General features: G+C 66.1%; 17 protein-coding genes. 7 read left to right on the top strand and 10 right to left on the bottom strand.

Annotated features, from left to right (window positions below):
• Positions 1–12: 12 nt before the first annotated feature.
• Positions 13–765, bottom strand: coding sequence for an NUDIX hydrolase (locus ACRDTL_RS17310; RefSeq protein WP_431507931.1), 753 nt, complete (start codon positions 763–765; stop codon positions 13–15).
• A 209-nt stretch (positions 766–974) separates the two neighbouring features.
• On the opposite strand from ACRDTL_RS17310, the gene ACRDTL_RS17305 reads away from it, so the two are divergent.
• From ACRDTL_RS17305 to mbtM, 4 genes are read left to right on the top strand one after another with little or no spacing between them, the layout of a single operon-like run.
• On the top strand, positions 975–2,417 hold the full coding sequence (locus ACRDTL_RS17305) for a CCA tRNA nucleotidyltransferase (RefSeq protein ID WP_431507930.1): 1,443 nt from the start codon (positions 975–977) through the stop codon (positions 2,415–2,417).
• Between the two features lie 23 nt (positions 2,418–2,440).
• A complete protein-coding gene (locus tag ACRDTL_RS17300) occupies positions 2,441–2,956 on the top strand; it encodes a pullulanase (RefSeq protein ID WP_431507929.1) in 516 nt (171 codons plus the stop codon).
• 37 nt (positions 2,957–2,993) lie between these two features.
• Positions 2,994–3,254, top strand: a complete 261-nt coding sequence (locus ACRDTL_RS17295; RefSeq protein WP_431507928.1) for an acyl carrier protein — start codon at positions 2,994–2,996, stop codon at positions 3,252–3,254.
• Positions 3,251–4,840, top strand: coding sequence for a long-chain-fatty acid--ACP ligase MbtM (gene mbtM, locus ACRDTL_RS17290; protein ID WP_431507927.1), 1,590 nt, complete (start codon positions 3,251–3,253; stop codon positions 4,838–4,840). Before ACRDTL_RS17295 ends, mbtM begins: the two co-directional genes overlap by 4 nt.
• 18 nt (positions 4,841–4,858) lie before the next feature.
• Here mbtM and ACRDTL_RS17285 read toward each other — a convergent pair whose 3' ends face one another.
• From ACRDTL_RS17285 to ACRDTL_RS17275, 3 genes are all read right to left on the bottom strand, one after another.
• Entirely contained in the window at positions 4,859–6,181 is a 1,323-nt protein-coding gene (locus ACRDTL_RS17285; protein ID WP_431507950.1) for a wax ester/triacylglycerol synthase domain-containing protein, read from the bottom strand.
• Positions 6,182–6,379: 198 nt separating this feature from the next.
• Positions 6,380–7,153, bottom strand: a complete 774-nt coding sequence (locus ACRDTL_RS17280) for a TIGR03084 family metal-binding protein (protein ID WP_431507926.1) — start codon at positions 7,151–7,153, stop codon at positions 6,380–6,382.
• A gap of 10 nt (positions 7,154–7,163) precedes the next feature.
• Complete coding sequence (locus ACRDTL_RS17275; protein ID WP_431507925.1) at positions 7,164–8,453, bottom strand: MFS transporter; 1,290 nt, start codon at positions 8,451–8,453, stop codon at positions 7,164–7,166.
• Positions 8,454–8,554: 101 nt separating this feature from the next.
• On the opposite strand from ACRDTL_RS17275, the gene ACRDTL_RS17270 reads away from it, so the two are divergent.
• Positions 8,555–9,766, top strand: a complete 1,212-nt coding sequence (locus ACRDTL_RS17270; protein WP_431507924.1) for an RNA-guided endonuclease InsQ/TnpB family protein — start codon at positions 8,555–8,557, stop codon at positions 9,764–9,766.
• 146 nt (positions 9,767–9,912) lie between these two features.
• Positions 9,913–10,521, top strand: coding sequence for a YqgE/AlgH family protein (locus ACRDTL_RS17265; RefSeq protein ID WP_431507923.1), 609 nt, complete (start codon positions 9,913–9,915; stop codon positions 10,519–10,521).
• A gap of 65 nt (positions 10,522–10,586) precedes the next feature.
• Here ACRDTL_RS17265 and ACRDTL_RS17260 read toward each other — a convergent pair whose 3' ends face one another.
• Complete coding sequence (locus ACRDTL_RS17260; RefSeq protein WP_431507922.1) at positions 10,587–11,480, bottom strand: LpqN/LpqT family lipoprotein; 894 nt, start codon at positions 11,478–11,480, stop codon at positions 10,587–10,589.
• A 185-nt stretch (positions 11,481–11,665) separates the two neighbouring features.
• Between ACRDTL_RS17260 and leuS the strand changes: the two genes are divergently transcribed.
• Complete coding sequence (gene leuS / locus ACRDTL_RS17255) at positions 11,666–14,560, top strand: leucine--tRNA ligase (protein ID WP_431507921.1); 2,895 nt, start codon at positions 11,666–11,668, stop codon at positions 14,558–14,560.
• An 8-nt stretch (positions 14,561–14,568) separates the two neighbouring features.
• On the opposite strand, the gene ACRDTL_RS17250 is transcribed toward leuS, so the two are convergent.
• The 5 genes from ACRDTL_RS17250 to ACRDTL_RS17230 all read right to left on the bottom strand — a co-directional run.
• The gene (locus ACRDTL_RS17250; protein ID WP_431507920.1) at positions 14,569–15,234 is read right to left on the bottom strand and encodes an SDR family oxidoreductase; all 666 of its coding nucleotides are present in this window, start codon (positions 15,232–15,234) and stop codon (positions 14,569–14,571) included.
• Between the two features lie 36 nt (positions 15,235–15,270).
• Positions 15,271–15,771 carry a MarR family winged helix-turn-helix transcriptional regulator gene (locus ACRDTL_RS17245; RefSeq protein ID WP_431507919.1) on the bottom strand — a complete coding sequence of 167 codons (501 nt, stop codon included), beginning with the start codon at positions 15,769–15,771 and terminating at the stop codon, positions 15,271–15,273.
• A gap of 55 nt (positions 15,772–15,826) precedes the next feature.
• The gene (locus tag ACRDTL_RS17240; protein WP_431507918.1) at positions 15,827–16,561 is read right to left on the bottom strand and encodes an amino acid ABC transporter ATP-binding protein; all 735 of its coding nucleotides are present in this window, start codon (positions 16,559–16,561) and stop codon (positions 15,827–15,829) included.
• On the bottom strand, positions 16,558–18,357 hold the full coding sequence (locus ACRDTL_RS17235; protein WP_431507917.1) for an ABC transporter substrate-binding protein/permease: 1,800 nt from the start codon (positions 18,355–18,357) through the stop codon (positions 16,558–16,560). The genes ACRDTL_RS17240 and ACRDTL_RS17235 overlap by 4 nt, the downstream gene beginning before the upstream one ends.
• A gap of 52 nt (positions 18,358–18,409) precedes the next feature.
• The coding region (locus ACRDTL_RS17230) for a GntR family transcriptional regulator (protein ID WP_431507916.1) at positions 18,410–18,979 on the bottom strand (570 nt) is incomplete at its 5' end.

Raw genomic sequence — 18,979 nt, 5'->3', positions numbered from 1 at the left:
CGTCGTCGGCGGCTACGGTCCTGGACCGCGACCGTTCTTCCGGCCCGGTGCGGGTTCGTCGGGATGGGCGTGGTGGACCCGCGAATGGGTTTGCGGCCGCCGTCGCGGCGAGGTGGGTGGTAGCGGGGGCAGTGCGGCGGGACCGTCGGTTTGCAGTTTGTCGATCAGTTCGTCGGCCACCTCGGCCAGCCGGCGCTCGTCGGCGTAGGCCAGCCGGAAGGGCAGCTCGTGGATCGGCACCCATGCGACCTCGGCGACCTCCAGGTCGTCATCGGACAGCTCACCGCCTGAGCACCGCAGCAGGTAGTGGTGCACGGTCTTATGCACCCGCCGTCCCTCAGTGACGAACCAGTAGTCGATGCTGCCCAACGCGGCCAGCACACTGCCCTGAATCCCGGTCTCTTCGGCCACTTCTCGGATCGCGGTCTGTTCGGCGGTTTCGCCGAGTTCGATGTGACCTTTGGGCAGTGACCACAGCATCCGGCCGCGGCGGTCGACCCGACCGATGAGCGCGGCAACCTGATCCGCCCGCGGTCCCTCGATACCGTCTATCACGAGTCCGCCCGCAGACGTTTCGTGCACCGTGCGCAGCCGCTCCGGTCCGCGACGCGCGGAGCGCGGACGACGCGACTTGGCCGGACTGGCCGCCGCTGCTCCTGCGACGTCCGTTACGTTGTCGGCACGGTTTTCGGCGGGCCCGGCGGCATGCCGACCACGGCGCCTGCCCCGGCGCCGACGTGGTTTGGCTTGTTCGCCGTCCGACACCCAAGCGATAGTAGCTGGCACGTCTGGGTGTTCCTGTCCGCACTCGCCGTACTAGCTTGGAGTGTCCGGCTTACGCTCCGACTGGGCTGAATTGTCCGGCTTCTCCTCGCGCCGTGCCGGCGCGCATCGTCGCCGGACTAGGCTTAATCGTCCGGCTCCTCCTCATCGCGCTGCGGCTCTGCATCGTCGCCGGACTAGGCTGATCGAACGTGCCCGAAACCGCCCACGATGCCGACCTGCTGACCGCGGCCACGGTCGCACTGAACAGCCATGCCGGACTGTTACGCGAACTAGGCGCGTTGTTCGCTGCGGCCGGCCACCAGCTGTATCTGGTGGGCGGATCGGTGCGGGATGCGCTGCTTCAGCGGTTGAGCCCGGACCTGGATTTCACCACCGATGCGCGCCCCGAGCAGGTGCAGAAAATTATGCAGCCGTGGGCCGATGCGCTGTGGGACACCGGAATCGAATTCGGCACCGTCGGCGTTGGCAAGGGGGACCACCGGCTGGAGATCACCACTTTCCGCGCCGACCGCTACGACCGGGTGACACGCAATCCGGAGGTGCGGTTCGGCGACCGTCTCGATGACGATTTGGTGCGCCGCGATTTCAGCGTAAACGCCATGGCGGTACGGATCACACCAGCCGGGCCCGGCGAATTCATTGATTCGCTGGGGGGTTTGGCGGCGCTGCGTGCCGCTGTGTTGGACACTCCGGCGGCGCCGGCGGTGTCCTTCGGTGACGATCCACTTCGGATGTTGCGCGCCGCGCGGTTCGTCTCACAGCTCGGGTTCGCGGTCGCGCCGCGGGTGCACTCGGCGATCGAGGAGATGGCAGCCGAACTGGGCAGGATCAGCGCAGAACGGGTAGGTGCCGAGTTGGACAAGCTGTTGCTCGGCGACGATCCCGCCGCCGGGATCGATCTCATGGTCCAAACCGGCATGGGCGACGTGGTGTTGCCTGAGGTCGGCGGCATGCGGATGGCCATCGACGAGCATCACCAGCACAAAGACGTTTACCAGCATTCGCTTACCGTGCTGCGGCAGGCGATCGAACTCGAGGATGACGGACCAGACCTGGTGTTGCGTTGGGCCGCGCTGCTGCACGACATCGGCAAACCCGCCACCCGCCGCCACGATCCCGACGACGGGGTGAGCTTCCACCATCACGAAGCGGTCGGCGCCAAAATGACCCGCAAGCGGTTGCGGGCGCTGAAGTACTCCAAGCAGATGACCGACGACATCTCCCAGCTGGTGTATCTGCATCTGCGTTTCCATGGCTACGGCGAGGGCAGCTGGACCGATTCTGCGGTGCGCCGCTACGTCCACGATGCGGGTCCGCTGTTGGGCAAGCTGCACAAGTTGGTGCGCGCCGACTGCACCACCCGCAACGTGCGGCGAGCGGCCCGGCTGCAAGCCAGCTACGACAACCTGGAGGCCAGGATCACCGAACTGGCCGCCCGGGAAGACCTGCAGCGGGTACGCCCTGATTTGAACGGCAACGAGATCATGCAACTGCTGGGCATCCCGCCTGGTCCGCCGGTCGGCGAGGCGTGGCGCCACCTCAAAGAGCTGCGGCTGGACCGCGGGCCGCTATCGCATGACGAGGCGACCGCCGAGCTACTGGCCTGGTGGCAGGCGCGGGGGAACCAGTAGCGCCAAGGGGCCGTCCCACCCACATGGAGTACTGCTTGGGCGCCGGTGACGGCGCGGCAACCATCTGGGACGGCCAACCCGACCTCGACCTCGACGGCGATGGCCGCCTCGACGCGATCGGCTTGGACTTCGACAGCGACGGACTGCGCGATGATGCCCTCGCCGACCTCGACGGGGACGGGATGGCGGACCATGCCGTGCTGGACCTCGACAATGACGGCACCCCGGAGAGCTACTTCACCGACGACGGCTCGGGAACCTGGGCGGTGTCGGTTGACCGGGCCGGGGGGCTGCGCTGGTTCAGTCTCGACGGGGTCGAACACACCGGCGGGCCGGTGGTCGACTTCGACGGTGACGGCCAGGCCGACGACCGGTTGCTCGACAGCGACGGCGACGGGCTGGCGGACCGCGCGATGTGCGGCGGCGAAAACGGCGTGACCGGCTACGTCGACACCGACGGCGACGGGCGGTGGGATGTCAAACTCACCGACGGTGACGGTGACGGCGCCGCCGATGCGGCCAGCGCACTGCATCCGTAGCCGTTTAGTTGCCGGTGTCGTGGGGCACCCGAGGTGCATGGACCGACCAACTCCAGACGCGGTGAGTCCGGCCCTCGAAGAGATATTGCAGAACGACTTGAACATTGACATCAGCCGGGTAACCCGCGACTCGCGGCTGATTGATGACGTCGGCCTGGACTCGGTGGCGTTCACCGTGGGCAAGGTGGCGATCGAGGCCAAGCTCGGAGTGTCGCTATCCGAACAAGAACTGCTGAGCTGCGACACCATCGGTGACCTCGAGACGGTCATCCGGGCAAAGGTTCCGGTGACGCGGTGAGTGCGCTGTCCGTCGCCCTGACTCAGGCGATGAACGCGTCACCGCACGACCTGTCCGTCTTCGACTCGGACAGCGAATCCTGGATTCGTTGCCCCTGGCCGGAGGTACACGCGCGCGCCGAAAGCCTCGCCGCCCGGATGCTCGATGAGGACGAACCCGGCCCGGTCGGCCTCGTCGGCGAGCCGACCGTCGACTTCGTCGCCGCCGTTCAGGGCACGTGGCTTGCCGGGCAGGGTGTGTCTATCCTGCCCGGACTGATCCGCGGCGCCGACCCGCAGCAGTGGGCACGGTCGACGCTGAACCGGTTTGGCGCAATCGGCGTGCGCACCGTGTTCAGTCACGGCGCGGAACTGCACCTGCTGCAGACCTCGGATGCACCACTGCTGCGAGTGCTCGATGTCGGCGCAGCCGCAGGCACACCACGCTCAGCGAGCTTGGCGCCGGCAACCGGCGCAGCTGACACACCAGCAGTCCTGCAGGGCACCGCCGGATCCACCGGCACCCCGCGCACCGCTCAAGTTTCCTCCGAAGCGGTGCTCAGCAATCTCAACGGCCTGACCGAGCGTTTACGGCTCGACGCCTCGCACGATGTGGGATGTTCGTGGCTGCCGTTGTATCACGACATGGGCCTGATCTTTCTGCTCAGCTCTATGCGGCTCGGCTACCCGCTGTGGCTGGCCCCGACTCCCGCGTTCTCCGCCTCCCCGGTCCGCTGGCTGACGTGGCTGCAAGACAGCGGTGCGACGTTGACCGCCGCGCCCAACCTCGCCTACAGCTTGATCGGCAAGTACGCCAGCCTGCTGCCTGACGTCGACCTCGGCCGATTACGGCTGGCCATCAACGGGGGCGAGCCGGTCGACTGCGCCGGGATGGAGCGGTTCATCACGGAGCTGAGCAAGTTCGGTCTTGATCCGGGTGCGTCCGCACCGTCGTATGGCATGGCGGAGTCCACCTGCGCGGTGACCATCCCGCGCCCCGGTAGCGGCCTGCGCTACGACAAGGTCACGAAAACCGGCTCCGGTGAGCCGGCGCGCCACGCCATCCTGGGCGAACCGGTAACCGGCATGCAGGTACGGATCGGCGAGGCGACGGATCAGCCGGCCGAAGTCATGGACCGCGAGGTCGGCGAGATCGAGATCCGCGGCACGTCAATGATGTCCGGATACGTCGGCGAAGCTCCGCTGCAAGCCGACACCTGGTTCAAGACAGGTGACCTCGGTTACCTGACCGACGACGGCCTGGTGGTGTGCGGGCGAGCCAAAGAGCTCATCACGGTTGCGGGCCGCAACATCTTTCCAACCGAGATCGAAAACGTAGTCGCCGAAGTGCACGGCGTACGTAAGGGGAGTGTCGTGGCGGTCGGCACCGATGACGGCGGGGTGCGGCCAGGGCTGGTGATCGTCGCGGAGTTCCGTGGTTCCGATGAGTCCGCCGCCCGCAGCGAACTGGTGGCGCGGGTGGCGTCCGAATGTGGAGTCGTCCCCTCCGATGTCGTATTCATGGCACCCGGATCGCTGCCACGCACGTCGTCAGGGAAGTTGCGGCGCCTGGAAGTCAAACGGCACCTGATGACGACGACCACCTGACCGACTCATCGGTGTGTCTCAGTCGACCACGCCGGCCAGGTCGAACTCTCTTAATGTTTGCGTAACCTGTTCGCGCAGGGCTGGTTTGGAGTTCGCCCCGCCCGGCTGGTAGGCACCGACGGTGACGCACACCTTGCCGCCAAAACGCGCCGCCCACACGGTAAGTTGGCCGCCCGTTCGCTCAAGGTGCTCGCGCGTCACCTGTTGTTCCCCTCCTCGTGCCGAGGCCTGCGAAGCATCGGTCCCATCGGGGCGGCCGAGCGCCGGATCGACGTCGCCGGCGTTGGAACAACCCACCGGAAGGTCGTTGTAGGCGAAGGCCGCATCGACGAATCGTTTGAGCAGCCGTTTCGGCACAAACGACACCAGTGGGGCCAGCGCACCGAGTTGTGCGGCCCCCTCGGGTGCCTCTCGCTGCGCCCGGAATGCCTGCCCCAGGGCGACACGGATGTTGCGTAAATCTGTCGTTACCGGCGCCGGATCGACGTCGATGCTGACAAATGACAATGCGTTGGCCCGGGCATCGCCCTCGGTGCGGTCGCTGATCGGCAATTGTAAGGTGACAAGGCCGTGACGGGAATGCCGGCGGCCCATGTGTTCCCCGAGCTTCGCCGCGAATCCGGCGAGAAGGTGGTGATTCATTCCGCCAAGCGCCTTCGCGCGGGCATCCCAGTCATCTGCACCGACATGGACCGTGATCATCGGTACGACGACAGGTTGGCTGTCGTCACTGTCCTGGACTGGGATACGTTGCGACGCAGCCGATTCATTACCATTACGCTGGCGGTGACGGCCATCTCTTGCGGCCGCAACAAGCGCCCGGACGATCTCGGGTGCACCCCGTGCGGTTTGACGGAGGTCTTGGGCCAGCGCCCGCAGCCGGGTTCTCGACCCCGGCGGAGGGTAGCCGAGATCGCGTCTCTTGCCGGTGACCGCATCGGCTATCGCACCGCTGACCCCGAGGCCGTCGACCAGGCAATGGGAAACGACCAAACTCACCGCTGTGGACCCGTCAGTAAGCGGAAGGACCCCGAGATGCCAACCGGGGCCCGATTCAGGATCAACTGGTAGCTGTGCACGTTCGTCGGCCCAGTCGCTGAGTTCAGAACGGGGGCGGGAGTATTCAGCGATATCGATATCCGGACCCTGACATGCGACCCACCGATGGCGGCCAAACGGCAACGGCGAACATTCGATGCGTCGGCCCAACAACCCGTAACAGAGGTTGTGGTGAAAACGCTCTAACCCATCGAGGTCGATGGCATCGTCGTAAACCCAAACGCTCTGGACGACCGCCCTGCGGCCGGTTGCGCGCATGGCCAGAAAGAGGGCTTGATCCATGAACGAAAGCCGGTTATCCGGCCGCGCTTCGCCGACGGCAGCGTCGGCTGCCAGCGGCGCGCGTTCAGGGCTTATCTCGATCGACACTGGCACGCGGCTACCCGCAACAATCGGTGCCCAAACCGGTACCGCGCTACGCGCTCATCGCCCAGGGCCCGGGCTGGTTGGGCCCTGTCTCTGTTCGCGCGCTGCGCGCGCTCATCGCCCAGGGCCCGGGGGGCCGGCGAAGGCCTGCGCGATCCCCAGCCAGCGCTGCGCGCCCTCTCCTTGTGCGGTGATGTCGAGAACGCTCAATGGCCGCCGCTGAGTGACCAGGGCGCAGAAGTCCTCGGCCGATCCGGTTACCCGCTGCGCGGCGTCTGGCTTGCCCCACGACCAGGTGCCGCCGTCCGGCGCGCGGAGCTCGACGAAGAACGGTGCGCTCGGCGGGGTAAGGCCGTTGACGGCGAGGGCGTAGTCGCGGGTGCGGACGCCAATATGTGCGACCGCCCGCAGCCGCGCGGTGGCGGGCCGTTGGACCCCGAGCGTGTCGGCGACATCGAGGCCGTGCGCCCAGGTCTCCATCAGGCGCGCGGTTGCCATCGACGCCGCGCTCATCGGCGGCCCGAACCATGGCAGCTTGCGGCCGTCGGGGACCGACAACAACGCGTCGTGCAATCGGATGCGGGTGGACCGCCAATCGGCGAGCAGCTCGGCCGGTGGCGTGGCGGCCAGTTCGTCCGCCCCGGCGTCGACAAAGCCGCTGGGATCGGCGGCCGCGGCATCCAGCAGCTCGCCGAAGCGGGCCTCGTCGGTGACCGCGGTCAGCGCGACCCGATCGGTCCACAACAGGTGTCCGATCTGGTGGGCGATGGTCCAGCCCGCCGCGGGCGTTGACTCCGCCCAGCGTTCGGCGGGCATCGGCGTCACCAGCGCGTCGAGTTCGTCGCTTTCGGCGCGCAGATCAGCAACAATCGAGTGCAGGTCGGTCATCCCGACTACCTTAACGACGGACCGGTGCTCGCCACACCAGACTGTGAACGGCAAGCCCGCCCAGGTAAAGCGCAGTCCCGGCCAGCGCCAGAGCGGGCGCGTGCCCATCGGCGGGAACGATGACCGCCGCGACGGTGATCGCCCCGACGAACGACACCCAGAACACCGAATCCTGCACCGCAAACACGTGGCCTCGCAGGGCGTCGTCGACATCGACCTGCATCGCGGTGTCGGCGCACAGCTTGACCGTCTGTCCGGCAACGCCAAGGAAAAACCCGCAACCCACCATGACCGGCAGGTGCAGACCGGACCCGGCGACTTGAATAACTGCCGCGATCACCAGCGCTCCGTTGGCCGTGGCGTAGCGGCCCCAGCGGCGTACGGCCGGCGGCATCAGCACGTTGGCCAGAAACGACCCGGTCCCGGTCGCGGCGAGGAACGACACCGCGGTACCCAGAGCGCCGAGGGACGCGCCACCGGCACTGCGCACCAACAGCAGCACCAGCAGCGTGTTGATCCCGAACACCATTCGGTGCGCGGCCAGCCCGGCCAACGTGGCAGCCACCGTCGGGCTGGTAAGCACCGTGCGCGCGCCGTGCAGCCAGCCCGTGATCACCAGGTAGAGCACGGATCCGTGGACCGCGCGCCGGGTGTCGTCGGGGCCCAGCACGTGCGGCGCAAATCGCAGCGACAACAGCAACGCGACCGCCACCGGGATCATGACCAGGACGATGATCGACGCGGAGCCGTTGTCGCCGCTCCCGAAGAGCCAGCGGGGCACCAGCATGAAGTTGGCGCCGAGGAAGGCGGCCACCGCGCCCGCCGCGCTGGCTATCGAGTTCATCGTGACCACCTGCTCACGCGGCACCACGTCCGGCAGTGCCGCCGAGAGCCCAGAGGACACAAAACGGCCGAAACCGTTGACGATCAGTGCGCCACACAGCACCGGCAGGTCAGCGGCCCCTGCAACGAACAAGGTGCCCACCACGGCCACCGACACCAGCCGGCCCACGTTGGCCCACACCAGCACGAGCCGTCGATCCCCGCGATCCATCAGTGCGCCGGCGAACGGGCCCAGCAGAGAGTACGGCAAAAACAGCACGGCGAACGCTCCGGCGGTTGCCAACGGGCTGGCGGCCCGCTCCGGATTGAACAACAACGCACCGGCCAGTCCGGCCTGGAAAAGCCCGTCACCGAATTGGCTGACCATGCGCAATTCCAGCAGCCGCCGAAAGTCGGGCAGGCTACGCACCGAGCGCCAGACAGCACCCGGTGTCCGGGTGTGAATCACAGAAACCACCGCCAGGAAGCCTGGGCCATCAGGCTGTTGCAGAATGGCGGTCTGTCGCTGCAAGGCCGCAATCTCATGATGTGTCGGTCCCTTGCGATAAGTATTGTGCTGTGCGTACGGCGTTCCGATGTCGGGCTTATCCGACCGACGAGCAAGCGGCCAACCTTGCCCGGACTTTCGGCTGCGTACGCAAAGTGTGGAACGAGGTGCTGGACTGGCGCACCAGGCGGTATCGCACCGATGGTATTCGCACGAACTACGCCGAAACCGACCGGTTTTTGACCGAGTTGAAAAAACGTCCCGATTCGGCATTCCTGAAGGAGGTGTCGTCGGTGCCCTTGCAGCAGACGCTGCGCCATCAGTCGCGCGCGATGAACAACTTCTTCGCCCACCGGGCTGGCTACCCATGTTTTAAGCCCCGGCGCGGACGTAAGACCGCGACCTACACGCGTTCGGCGTTCCGCTACCGGAATGGCCAACTGGTTCTCGCGAGGCAGACCGGGCCCCTGCGGTTCGTATGGTCCTGGGCCGACATCGACCAGGTCGCAATCGAACCGTCGATGGTGACCGTTACCCACGACGCCGACGGGCGCTGGTATGTGACCTTTCAACTCGATGTCCCAGACCCCCAACCGTTGCCCAAGACAGGCAACACTGTCGGTATCGACATGGGCATCAGATCGTTCGCGGTGACCTCCGATGGTGAGGTCACCGACAACCCGCGTCTGCTGCACCGCAAGCAGCGCAACTTGGCTCGCTATCAGCGCCGCATGGCTCGTAAGCAGAAGGGCTCGAAGAACCGGGCCAAGGCAGCTCGCAAGGTCGCGGTCGCCCACGGCAAGGTTCGGCGCGCGCGAAGCGATTTTCTGCACGCCACGTCCACCCGGCTGGTTCGGGCCAACGATGTGATCGTGATTGAGGACTTGAATGTGTCGGGGATGCTGCGCAACCGTCGGCTCGCGCGGGCGATCTCCGACTGTGGTTGGTCTTCGTTTCGCCAGATGATCGACTACAAGGCCCTGAAGTGGGGCAAGACACTGGTGGTCATCGACCGGTTTTGTCCCAGCTCGAAAAAATGCAGCGGGTGTGGGCACGTGCTTGACCAGCTCAACCTCGATACGCGGACGTGGCGTTGCCCGTCCTGCGGCACCCGGCACGACCGGGACTTGAACGCCGCGAAGAACATTTTGGCCGAAGGACTTTCGGTGACGGCCTGTCGAGCTGATATCAGTCTGCAAGGAGACCCCTTTCAGCGGTCGGCGACGAAGCAGGAACCCCAGCCCGCGAGGGCTGAAATCTCCGTCCTCCAGGGCGGGGAGTAGTCAAAAGACCTACTTCCACGGCTACTGCTGCTGCCGCTAGGGGCTTCGGTGAGCGAATGCAGGGTGAGGTCCGCAAAACCACCCTACAAATATCGGCAGCGCCCGGCTTGTTCACTACAGCGACCCGATGCTGATGCCATGATGGTGTGGTGGCGCAGCCCGAAGATCCCGAGGACTTTGTCGCGCCCGCCGCGCATCGGGTGCGGGCGGGCACCTTGCTACTGGCTAACACCGAGTTGCTTGAGCCGACATTTCGTCGCAGCGTGATTTACATCGTCGAGCACAATGATGGCGGCACCCTGGGTGTAGTGCTCAACCGCCCCAGCGAGACCGCCGTCTACAACGTGTTGCCGCAGTGGGCCAAGCTGGCGGCCAAACCCAAGACCATGTTCATCGGGGGCCCGGTGAAACGGGACGCGGCATTGTGCTTGTCGGTGTTGCGGGTCGGTGCGGATCCGGACGGTGTACCGGGCCTGCGGCACGTTTCCGGCCGGTTGGTGATGGTGGACCTCGACAGGGATCCGGAGACGATCGCCCCGCTGGTGGAGGGCGTGCGAATCTTCGCCGGATACTCCGGCTGGACGATCGGCCAGCTCGAAGGCGAGATCGAACGCGACGATTGGATTGTGCTGTCGGCGTTGCCATCCGACATTCTGATGGCGCCGAAAGTGGATCTGTGGGGGACGGCGCTCCGGCGCCAGCCATTGCCGCTTTCGCTATTGGCCACCCACCCGGTCGACATCAGCCGCAATTGAACCTGGCTGCGCAATCACGCAGGGTGCAGACCGCACGCGCCGCGCGGGTAGGCCGCAACGCCTTCCTAGCGCGACGGTGTGGGCGACAGGCCAGACAGTGGAGGGGTGGACGGCCCGGGTGCCGGGGCAGCGACGGATGGGGTGGCGCCGGGCGTGCTCACCCGGAAACCGTTGATGATCGCGTCGGTGGCCGGGCCGTCGGCGACGGCCTGGCTGACTGCGGTCGTCACCGCCAACGACACCAGGTAGCGGTTTGTCCCGGAGGTGGCGATGATGTGTCGGCGCGAGGTGTTGAGCGTCATGTCGCTCTGCCGGTACGTGCCCTCGATGAGCGACGCCGGGAATCCGCCGGAATCGGCCATCGAGGCGTTGGTGGTCCGCCAGGCGGGCGACTGCTGGCTGTCGACGTAACCATGGGTGATGGCTTCCCGAGGGTCGAAGTCGCCGATCAGCTTGTACACCACCACCTGGGCATTCGATGTGTAGAGACTGCTGTTGCCGGTACGGTCGGCGATGACGGCGAACGCGTCGGGCACGTTGGGATCGGGTACCTGCGTCCAGCGGGGCGGCAGCGGCAAGCTGATGTCGAGCGGTTTGAAGTTCTGCGGTTGCTGCGGCTCGAGTTGGACGTTCTTAGTGTGCAAGTAATCGCTTAGCGTTCCGGAGCTGGCCGGTGCCAGCGTCGGCGCTGGCAGTGTCGGTGCTGCCGGCCGGGCCGGTGCGACCGGGGACGTACCTCCATTAGGCGGCAAGGAAGGAGCCGTTCCCGGCATGCTGTTGCCGACCGGCCCGGGCGCGGTTGGAGGTGTCAGCGGTGCCGCGGGGGCCGGTACGGGATTGGGCCGGGGCGGAAACACCGGCTCTGCCGACGCGGTCGCAGCGGGAAATCCCATGGCACCCCCGACGATCACGGCAAGAGCTGCTAGCAGTACCCGCCAGTTACGGGCAATCCGCATCATGAGACTGGTCCTTCCAAACGGCGAAAGGGGATTAGAGGCCGACTGTAACCAGGAACAACCGGTGACTGCCAGGCTCGGAATAGATCTGGAATCGAGCTGGGATGAACCGCTGACCGGGCCGCAATCCAACCGAGACCGGCCGATGGCCGCAGGGCCGGTCCTTTGCGCCCTTATACCCTGTTGACGTGACCGAATCCCCGACCGCCGCCAACCCGGGTGCCGGCGACGCGGAATCCGATACACCGCGGTATCGCTATACCGCGGACCTGGCGGACGGCATCGAGCGGGCCTGGCAGGACAATTGGGTCCGGTGGAGGACGTTCAATGTCGCCAACCCGGTCGGCTCGCTGGCGCCAACGGACGGTTCGACGGTGCCCGAGGACAAGATGTTCGTCCAGGACATGTTCCCGTATCCCTCCGGCGAGGGTCTACACGTCGGTCATCCGCTGGGCTACATCGCGACCGACGTCTACGCGCGCTACTTCCGGATGACCGGCCATAATGTCCTGCACGCATTGGGGTTCGACGCGTTCGGGCTACCTGCCGAGCAATACGCGATGCAAACCGGCACTCACCCGCGGACCCGGACCGAGGCCAACATCGTCAACTTCCGGCGTCAACTGGGCCGGCTCGGCTTCGGCCACGACACCAGGCGAAGCTTCTCCACCACCGACGTCGACTTCTACAAGTGGACACAATGGATCTTCCTGCGGATCTACCACGCGTGGTTCGACACTGCCACCAACAAGGCCCGTCCGATCGCCGAACTGATCGCCGAATTCGATTCCGGTACGCGCGCTTTGGATGACAGTCGGGACTGGGCGGCGTTGTCGGCCGGTGAGCGGGCCGACGTGATCGACGCTCATCGCCTGGTCTACCGCTCGGAGGAGATGGTGAACTGGTGCCCCGGCCTGGGCACAGTGCTGGCCAACGAAGAGGTCACCGTCGACGGTCGCAGTGATCGGGGGAACTTCCCGGTGTTCCGCAAACGGTTGCGCCAGTGGATGATGCGGATCACCGCTTACGCCGATCGGCTGCTCGACGATCTCGACCTGCTGGACTGGCCGGAGAAGGTCAAGACCATGCAGTGCAACTGGATCGGGCGCTCCAGCGGCGCGGCCGCGTTGTTTGTGGCGCGTACCGCCGACGGTACCGAGGTCGACCTGGAAGTGTTCACCACCCGGCCGGACACGCTTTTCGGCGCGACTTATCTGGTGTTGGCCCCGGAGCACGATTTGGTCGACCGCCTGGTGGCCGCCGACTGGCCAGACGACGTGGACCCGCACTGGACGTTCGGGAGTGCCACACCTGCCGCGGCCGTCGCCGCTTACCGGCAGTCCACCGCCGCGAAGTCCGACTTGGAACGCCAGGAGAACAAGGCGAAGACCGGGGTCTTCCTGGGCAGTTACGCGATCAACCCGGCCAACGGCGTCAAGGTACCGATCTTCATTGCCGACTACGTGCTGGCCGGCTACGGCACCGGAGCGATCATGGCCGTTCCCGGTCACGACCAGCGCGACTGGGAATTCGCCCACGAGTTCGGCCTACCGATCGTCGAAGTCATTGCCGGTGGCGATATTTCGCAAGCCGCCTACGTCGGCGACGGTATGCTGGTCAACTCGGGTTACCTCGACGGCATGGATGTGGCCGCGGCCAAGGAGGCCATCACGGCTCGCCTGGAATCCGATGGCCGTGGCCAGGCCCGGATCGAATACAAGCTGCGGGATTGGCTTTTCGCCCGACAGCGGTACTGGGGTGAGCCGTTCCCGATCGTCTATGACCGCGACGGACGTCCGCACGCGCTGGGCGAGGCGGCCCTGCCGGTCGAATTACCGGATGTCGCGGATTACGCACCGGTGCTGTTCGACCCGGACGACGCCGACAGCGAGCCATCGCCGCCGCTGGCCAAGGCGACCGATTGGGTGCACGTAGAACTGGACTTGGGCGACGGACTCAAGGCTTACACCCGTGACACCAACGTGATGCCGCAGTGGGCGGGCAGTTCCTGGTACGAGCTGCGCTACACCGATCCGCACAACTCGGAGCGGTTCTGCGCCAAAGAGAATGAGGCCTACTGGATGGGCCCGCGGCCGGCCGAGCACGGCTCCGACGACCCGGGTGGCGTCGACCTGTATGTCGGCGGCGTCGAACACGCGGTGTTGCACCTGTTGTATGCCCGGTTCTGGCACAAGGTGCTCTACGACCTGGGCCACGTCAGCTCCCGGGAACCCTACCGACGCTTGGTCAATCAGGGCTATATCCAGGCGTTCGCCTTTACCGACGCCCGCGGGTCCTACGTTCCGGCTACGGAAGTGATCGAACGCGACGGCAAGTTCGTCTACCCGGGACCGGACGGCGAGATCGAGGTCTTCCAGGAATTCGGCAAAATCGGTAAGAGCCTGAAGAACTCGGTGTCACCCGACGAGATCTGCGACGAGTACGGCGCCGACACACTGCGGGTATACGAGATGTCGATGGGACCATTGGAGGCCTCGCGTCCGTGGGCCACCAAGGACATTGTCGGTGCACACCGGTTTCTGCAGCGGGTGTGGCGCCTGGTGGTTGACGAGCAAACCGGCGAGACGCGCGTGGACAACCACGTGGCCGTGGACGTCGACACCTTGCGGCTCCTGCATCGCACCATCGCGGGCGTCTCGGAAGACTTTGCGACACTTCGTAATAACACCGCAGTGGCCAAGCTGATCGAGTACACCAACCATCTCACCAAACAGCACGGGGATGTGGTGCCGCAAGCAGCGGTCGAACCGCTGGTGTTGATGCTGGCGCCGCTGGCGCCGCATGTCGCCGAGGAGTTGTGGCAACGGCTGGGCAACGACGCGTCGCTGGCGCACGGGCCGTTCCCGGTGGCCGACCCGGCCTATCTGATCGAGGACACGGTTGAATACCCTGTGCAGGTCAACGGCAAGGTGCGGGGAAAGGTGGTGGTGGCCGCCGACGCCGACACCGACACCCTGGAAGCGGCTGCGCTGGCCGACGAGAAGGTGCAGGCATTCCTGGACGGCGCCACGCCGAAGAAGGTGATCGTGGTTGCCGGCCGACTGGTCAACCTGGTCGTCTAGGCGTCTGCTCAGCGCTGCCGGATGACCACCTCGTGGACGTGGCCGTCCGGCGGGGTGGCCACCACATTCGCAACAACTTCCGCGACGGTCCCGGGGCGCAGGAAACGGGCCGGGTCATAATCGCCACCCTCGAACGCGACCAGCTCGCGCTGCATGTCGGTGTCGACACGTCCGGGGTACACAGTGGTGACCCGCAGTGCCGGCTCGTCGTCGCGCAATGAATCGGCGAACGCGCGCAACGCAAACTTGCTGGCCGAGTAGGAGGCCATTCCCGGTGAAACTTTGCGTCCGGACCCCGAATTGACGAACACCACCTGGCCGTGCGAGCTCCGCAGCACGGGCAGCAGCGCCAGCGTAAGCGCCACCACGCCAATAACATTCACTTCGAAGGTGGTGCGCCATTGGCCGATGGTGGACTCCCCGGCATGGCCGGGCATGGACACACCGGCGTTGTGTACCAGCACGTCGAGGTCGGTGATCGAGCCGGCACTGGCACCGATCGCGCCGGTGTCGGCCAGGTCGAGTGGGAACACGCTGGCGCCAAGACGCTTTGCGATGTCGTCGAGTCGAGCCGAGGGCCGCCCGGCCAGTAGCAGGGTGTGTGTCGGGGCCAAGGCGGCGGCGATCGCCGACCCGATACCGCGGCTCGCGCCGGTGATCAGTGCGGTAGACATGCGGTCAATGACGTTGCAGCGCTTCGACTATCAGGTCTACCGATCCTGGGGCGAACCGTCGGGAGTGCCGGCGAGTTCGCCGGCCGCCAAGCGTTCCAGCGGCGCGAGCGCCTTAGTCAGGGTTTCCAGGTCGGACTCACTGAGTTTGTTCAGCATCGCGGCCAGGGCGGAGATCCGGTTAGCCAGTGACTCGCGGTGAACCGCCAGTCCGCGCGGGGTGATGTCGACCAGTACCGCGCGCAGATCGGATGGGTCACGGGAGCGTTTCACCAAGCCGATTTTCTCCAGCCGCCGAATCGCCACGGTCGTGGTGGGAGTGCGGACACGTTCATGGGCCGCGAGGTCGGTCATTCGGATCGGGCCCTGGTCGAGCAACGTAACCAGGATGGACAACTGTGCCAGCGTCAGTTCACCCGCTGTTGCAGCGCCGGTGCTGGGATCGCCGCGGCGCAGGATGGAGAACAGTTTCGACAACGCACGGTGCAGACCCTGAGCCAGCTGTATTGCTTCCGCCGCGGTGGCTTCACGGTCCGCCATAATTCGCCAGTCTAACCTGATGGCAGCGCGCCAAAGCGAAAAATCGTTAGCACTGTCAAAGTACTTGGGACAGGAATCGCTGCAGCCGCTCCGTCTCAGCCGCCTCGAATATCTGCTCGGGCGGTCCGCTCTCCACGACCGCGCCATGATCCATGAACACCACGGTATCGGCCGCTGACTTGGCGAAACCCATTTCGTGGGTGACCACGACCATCGTCATGCCCTCGTCGCCGAGCTCGGTGATCAACGCCAGGATGCCCTTGACCAATTCCGGATCCAGCGCCGAAGTCGCTTCGTCGAACAGCATCACCTGCGGTGCCATCGCCAGCGCTCGGGCGATTGCCACCCGTTGCTGCTGTCCGCCCGACAGCGCGCCCGGACGGCTGTCGGCCTTGTTTTTCATGCCCACCCGATCGAGCTGCGCCAGCGCCAACTCGCGGGCGGCATCGGCCGAAAGCCGCTTCAGTCTGCGTGGCGCCAGGGTGACGTTGTCCAACACGCTGCGGTGCGGGAATAGGTTGAAGTGTTGGAACACCATCCCGATGCGCTCGCGTAGCTGGTTGGGATCGTCACGCAACACCGACTGACCGTCGAGCAGGACATCGCCGCCGTCGGGTTCGTACAGCCGGTTCAGCGTGCGCAGCAGCGTCGACTTACCCGATCCCGACGGGCCGATCACCGCCACCGTGCTGCCTGCCGGCACGGCGATGTCGACGCCGCGCAACACCGCATTGCTGCCGAATGCCAGGTGAATACCCTTGCCGGCCAACGACACTGACTCTCGCCTCATGTCATCTCCTGGCCGGACGCCGCGGCGATCGCATCGAGGTGGTCCTCCGCTTCGGTCGCGGGCCGTCCACGGCGAAGCCGGGCGTCGACGAGATTCACCAGATGGGTTAGCGGGATAGTCAGCAGCAGGTAGAAAGCACCGGCCGCCACCAACGGCGACAGGCTGCCGGTCTGCGCGTTGATGTCGCGGCCGACCTGGAACAGCTCACGCTGACCGGCGATCAACCCGAGGAAGTACACCAGCGCGGAGCCTTTCAGCAACGCGATGAACTGGTTGACCAGCGCCGGCAGCACCCGGCGTATCCCCTGTGGCACCACCACCAGCCGCATGGCGGTCGGGTAGCTGAGACCGAGCGCGCGGGACGCCTCCAACTGGCCGGACTCCACGCTTTGGATGCCGGAGCGGAGAATCTCGCCGACATAGGCTGCGGCGGTCAATCCCAGTGCGGCGATACCCAACGGATAGGGGTTGTTATTGGTCAGCCCGCCCACGATCGGCCCGACACCAAGCCCGATGAGCAAGATGATCACCACTTCAGGCAGGCCGCGGAAGATGTCGGTGTATACCCTCGCCGGCCAGCGCAACCAGCGGGCGCGCGAGATGCCGGCGATCGCCAGCACGATCCCGACCGCCAGGCCGATGACGCCGGCGCTGACGGTCAGGATCAGCGTGTTGGGCAGCCCGGTCACGAGCAGCACCGGGACGGCCTGCTTGTACAGCTCCCAGTCGAAAAACGACTCCCGCAGCTGGGCGAGCGTCGACCTGGGCGGAGGCGGCTCATCGGCCACCCGGTGATGGCGCCCGGCGATCGCGGCGAAGTCCGGCAGGTGCGGAGTCAGCGCCGCCGTGGATCCGGGCTCCCACCCCGGCGGCAACGGACGCGGTACCCAATCGGTGTACAGCTGCGACCAGGTGCCATCGGCGATCACGGCGTCCAGCCCGGAGTTCAGCGCCGCGAGCAGCGCACGGTTGTCCTTGGCGACCGCATAGGCCACGTACCGTCCCAGGCTGAAGGTGTAGGCGACGATCGCGGCCCGATCACCGGGGCGCACTACGTTGAGTGCCTCCATCGCCGGCGCCACCCACGCGTCGACCTGGTGAGTTTTCACGCTGGCGTAGGCCGTGGTGAAATCCGGGAATTTGACCGGCTGCAGGTGCAGGTTGTCGACGACGTAGGCGTCCTCCACAGTGCCTTGAACGACGCCGATGCGTTGTCCGGCGGCGAGGTCGTCGAATCCGGTGATCGGTGAGCCGGACGGCACAACCAGCGAAAAGTAGCCGAAGTCATAGCCATTGGTGAAGGCGACGGTGCGCCGGCGCGCATCGGTCGCGGTGATCGATGCCGAGCCCACGTCGAAGCGCCGCGAAGCCACCTGGGCGAGCAATGCGGAAAAGTCGGTGCCGACGAAGACGACCCGCAAACCCAGCTTCTCGGCGATGGCACGCAACAGTTCGTTGTCGAACCCGGTGTAGCGCCCGCCCGGGTCGACGCAGCTGGTCGGCGGAGCTTGCGACAACGTACCGATGGTCAAGGTGCCGGGGGTGAGCAGCCCCAGCTCGTTGATGTCCACCGAACTCAGCGGCTCGACGTCGGCGGTCGTGTACTTGTCCTCCTGCGGGCGTTTCGCGGTGGCCAGCTTGCGCGGCAGCGCGATCGCCGCCTCCTTACCGGGCGGGGCGCACTGGTTGGTGTCGGCGGCGGCGGGGGCAGCCGATCCAAGGCTGCACACCAACAGTGTCACCGCGATCAGCGCGAACAGCTTTCCGGCGACTCGGTGGCCGGCGTTGACTTGCATAACCTGCAAGGTATCGGCTGGCGAACGGTTCAGCCACGGCGATCGGGAGACCTCACAACCGGGCTGCCTTCTGCGGCGGGGCGAGGACGCCGCGCCGAACGAGTTCGCTCACCATGACCTTGGCCATCACTTCGGCGCAGCCACTGCACGCCGCTCGCGCGGCGTCGGGATCACGTCGATGGATCGCGGCGGTCTCGTCTTCGTAGAACGGCAGCATCTCAGCGATGACGTTCGGGTAGCTGAGCAGAAACGCACGCGGAATCAGGCTCTGCGAAGCCCGGATCGCCGCATGCAACCGCGGCCCGGCGTACTCGTCGTTGACCGCGTGCCGGTACTCGCGGGCAGCGTGCTGAAAGGTGCGGGGCTCCTTCGCGGTACGCAGCGTGCGCATCAGGGCATCGAGCTGGCCCAGGACCCGCGGGGTTGGGTTGGCGGCGGCCCGCGCCGATGCCATGCCGTTGAGCACGCCGTGCAGCTCGTGATGCTCGAGGATGGTGTCTTCGTCGAACCGTTCGACGAACGCGCCCCGGTGGTATCGGGTGGACAGCACGCCGTCGCGTTCCAACTGAACGACGGCCTCTTGCACCGGGACGCGACTCATCCCCAGCTCCTTGGCGACCTC

The organism is Mycobacterium sp., from assembly GCF_050700595.1.
GTDB lineage: Bacteria > Actinomycetota > Actinomycetes > Mycobacteriales > Mycobacteriaceae > Mycobacterium.
The sequence above is the reverse complement of the archived record's forward strand: the minus strand, read 5'-3'. Positions and strand labels throughout refer to the sequence as shown.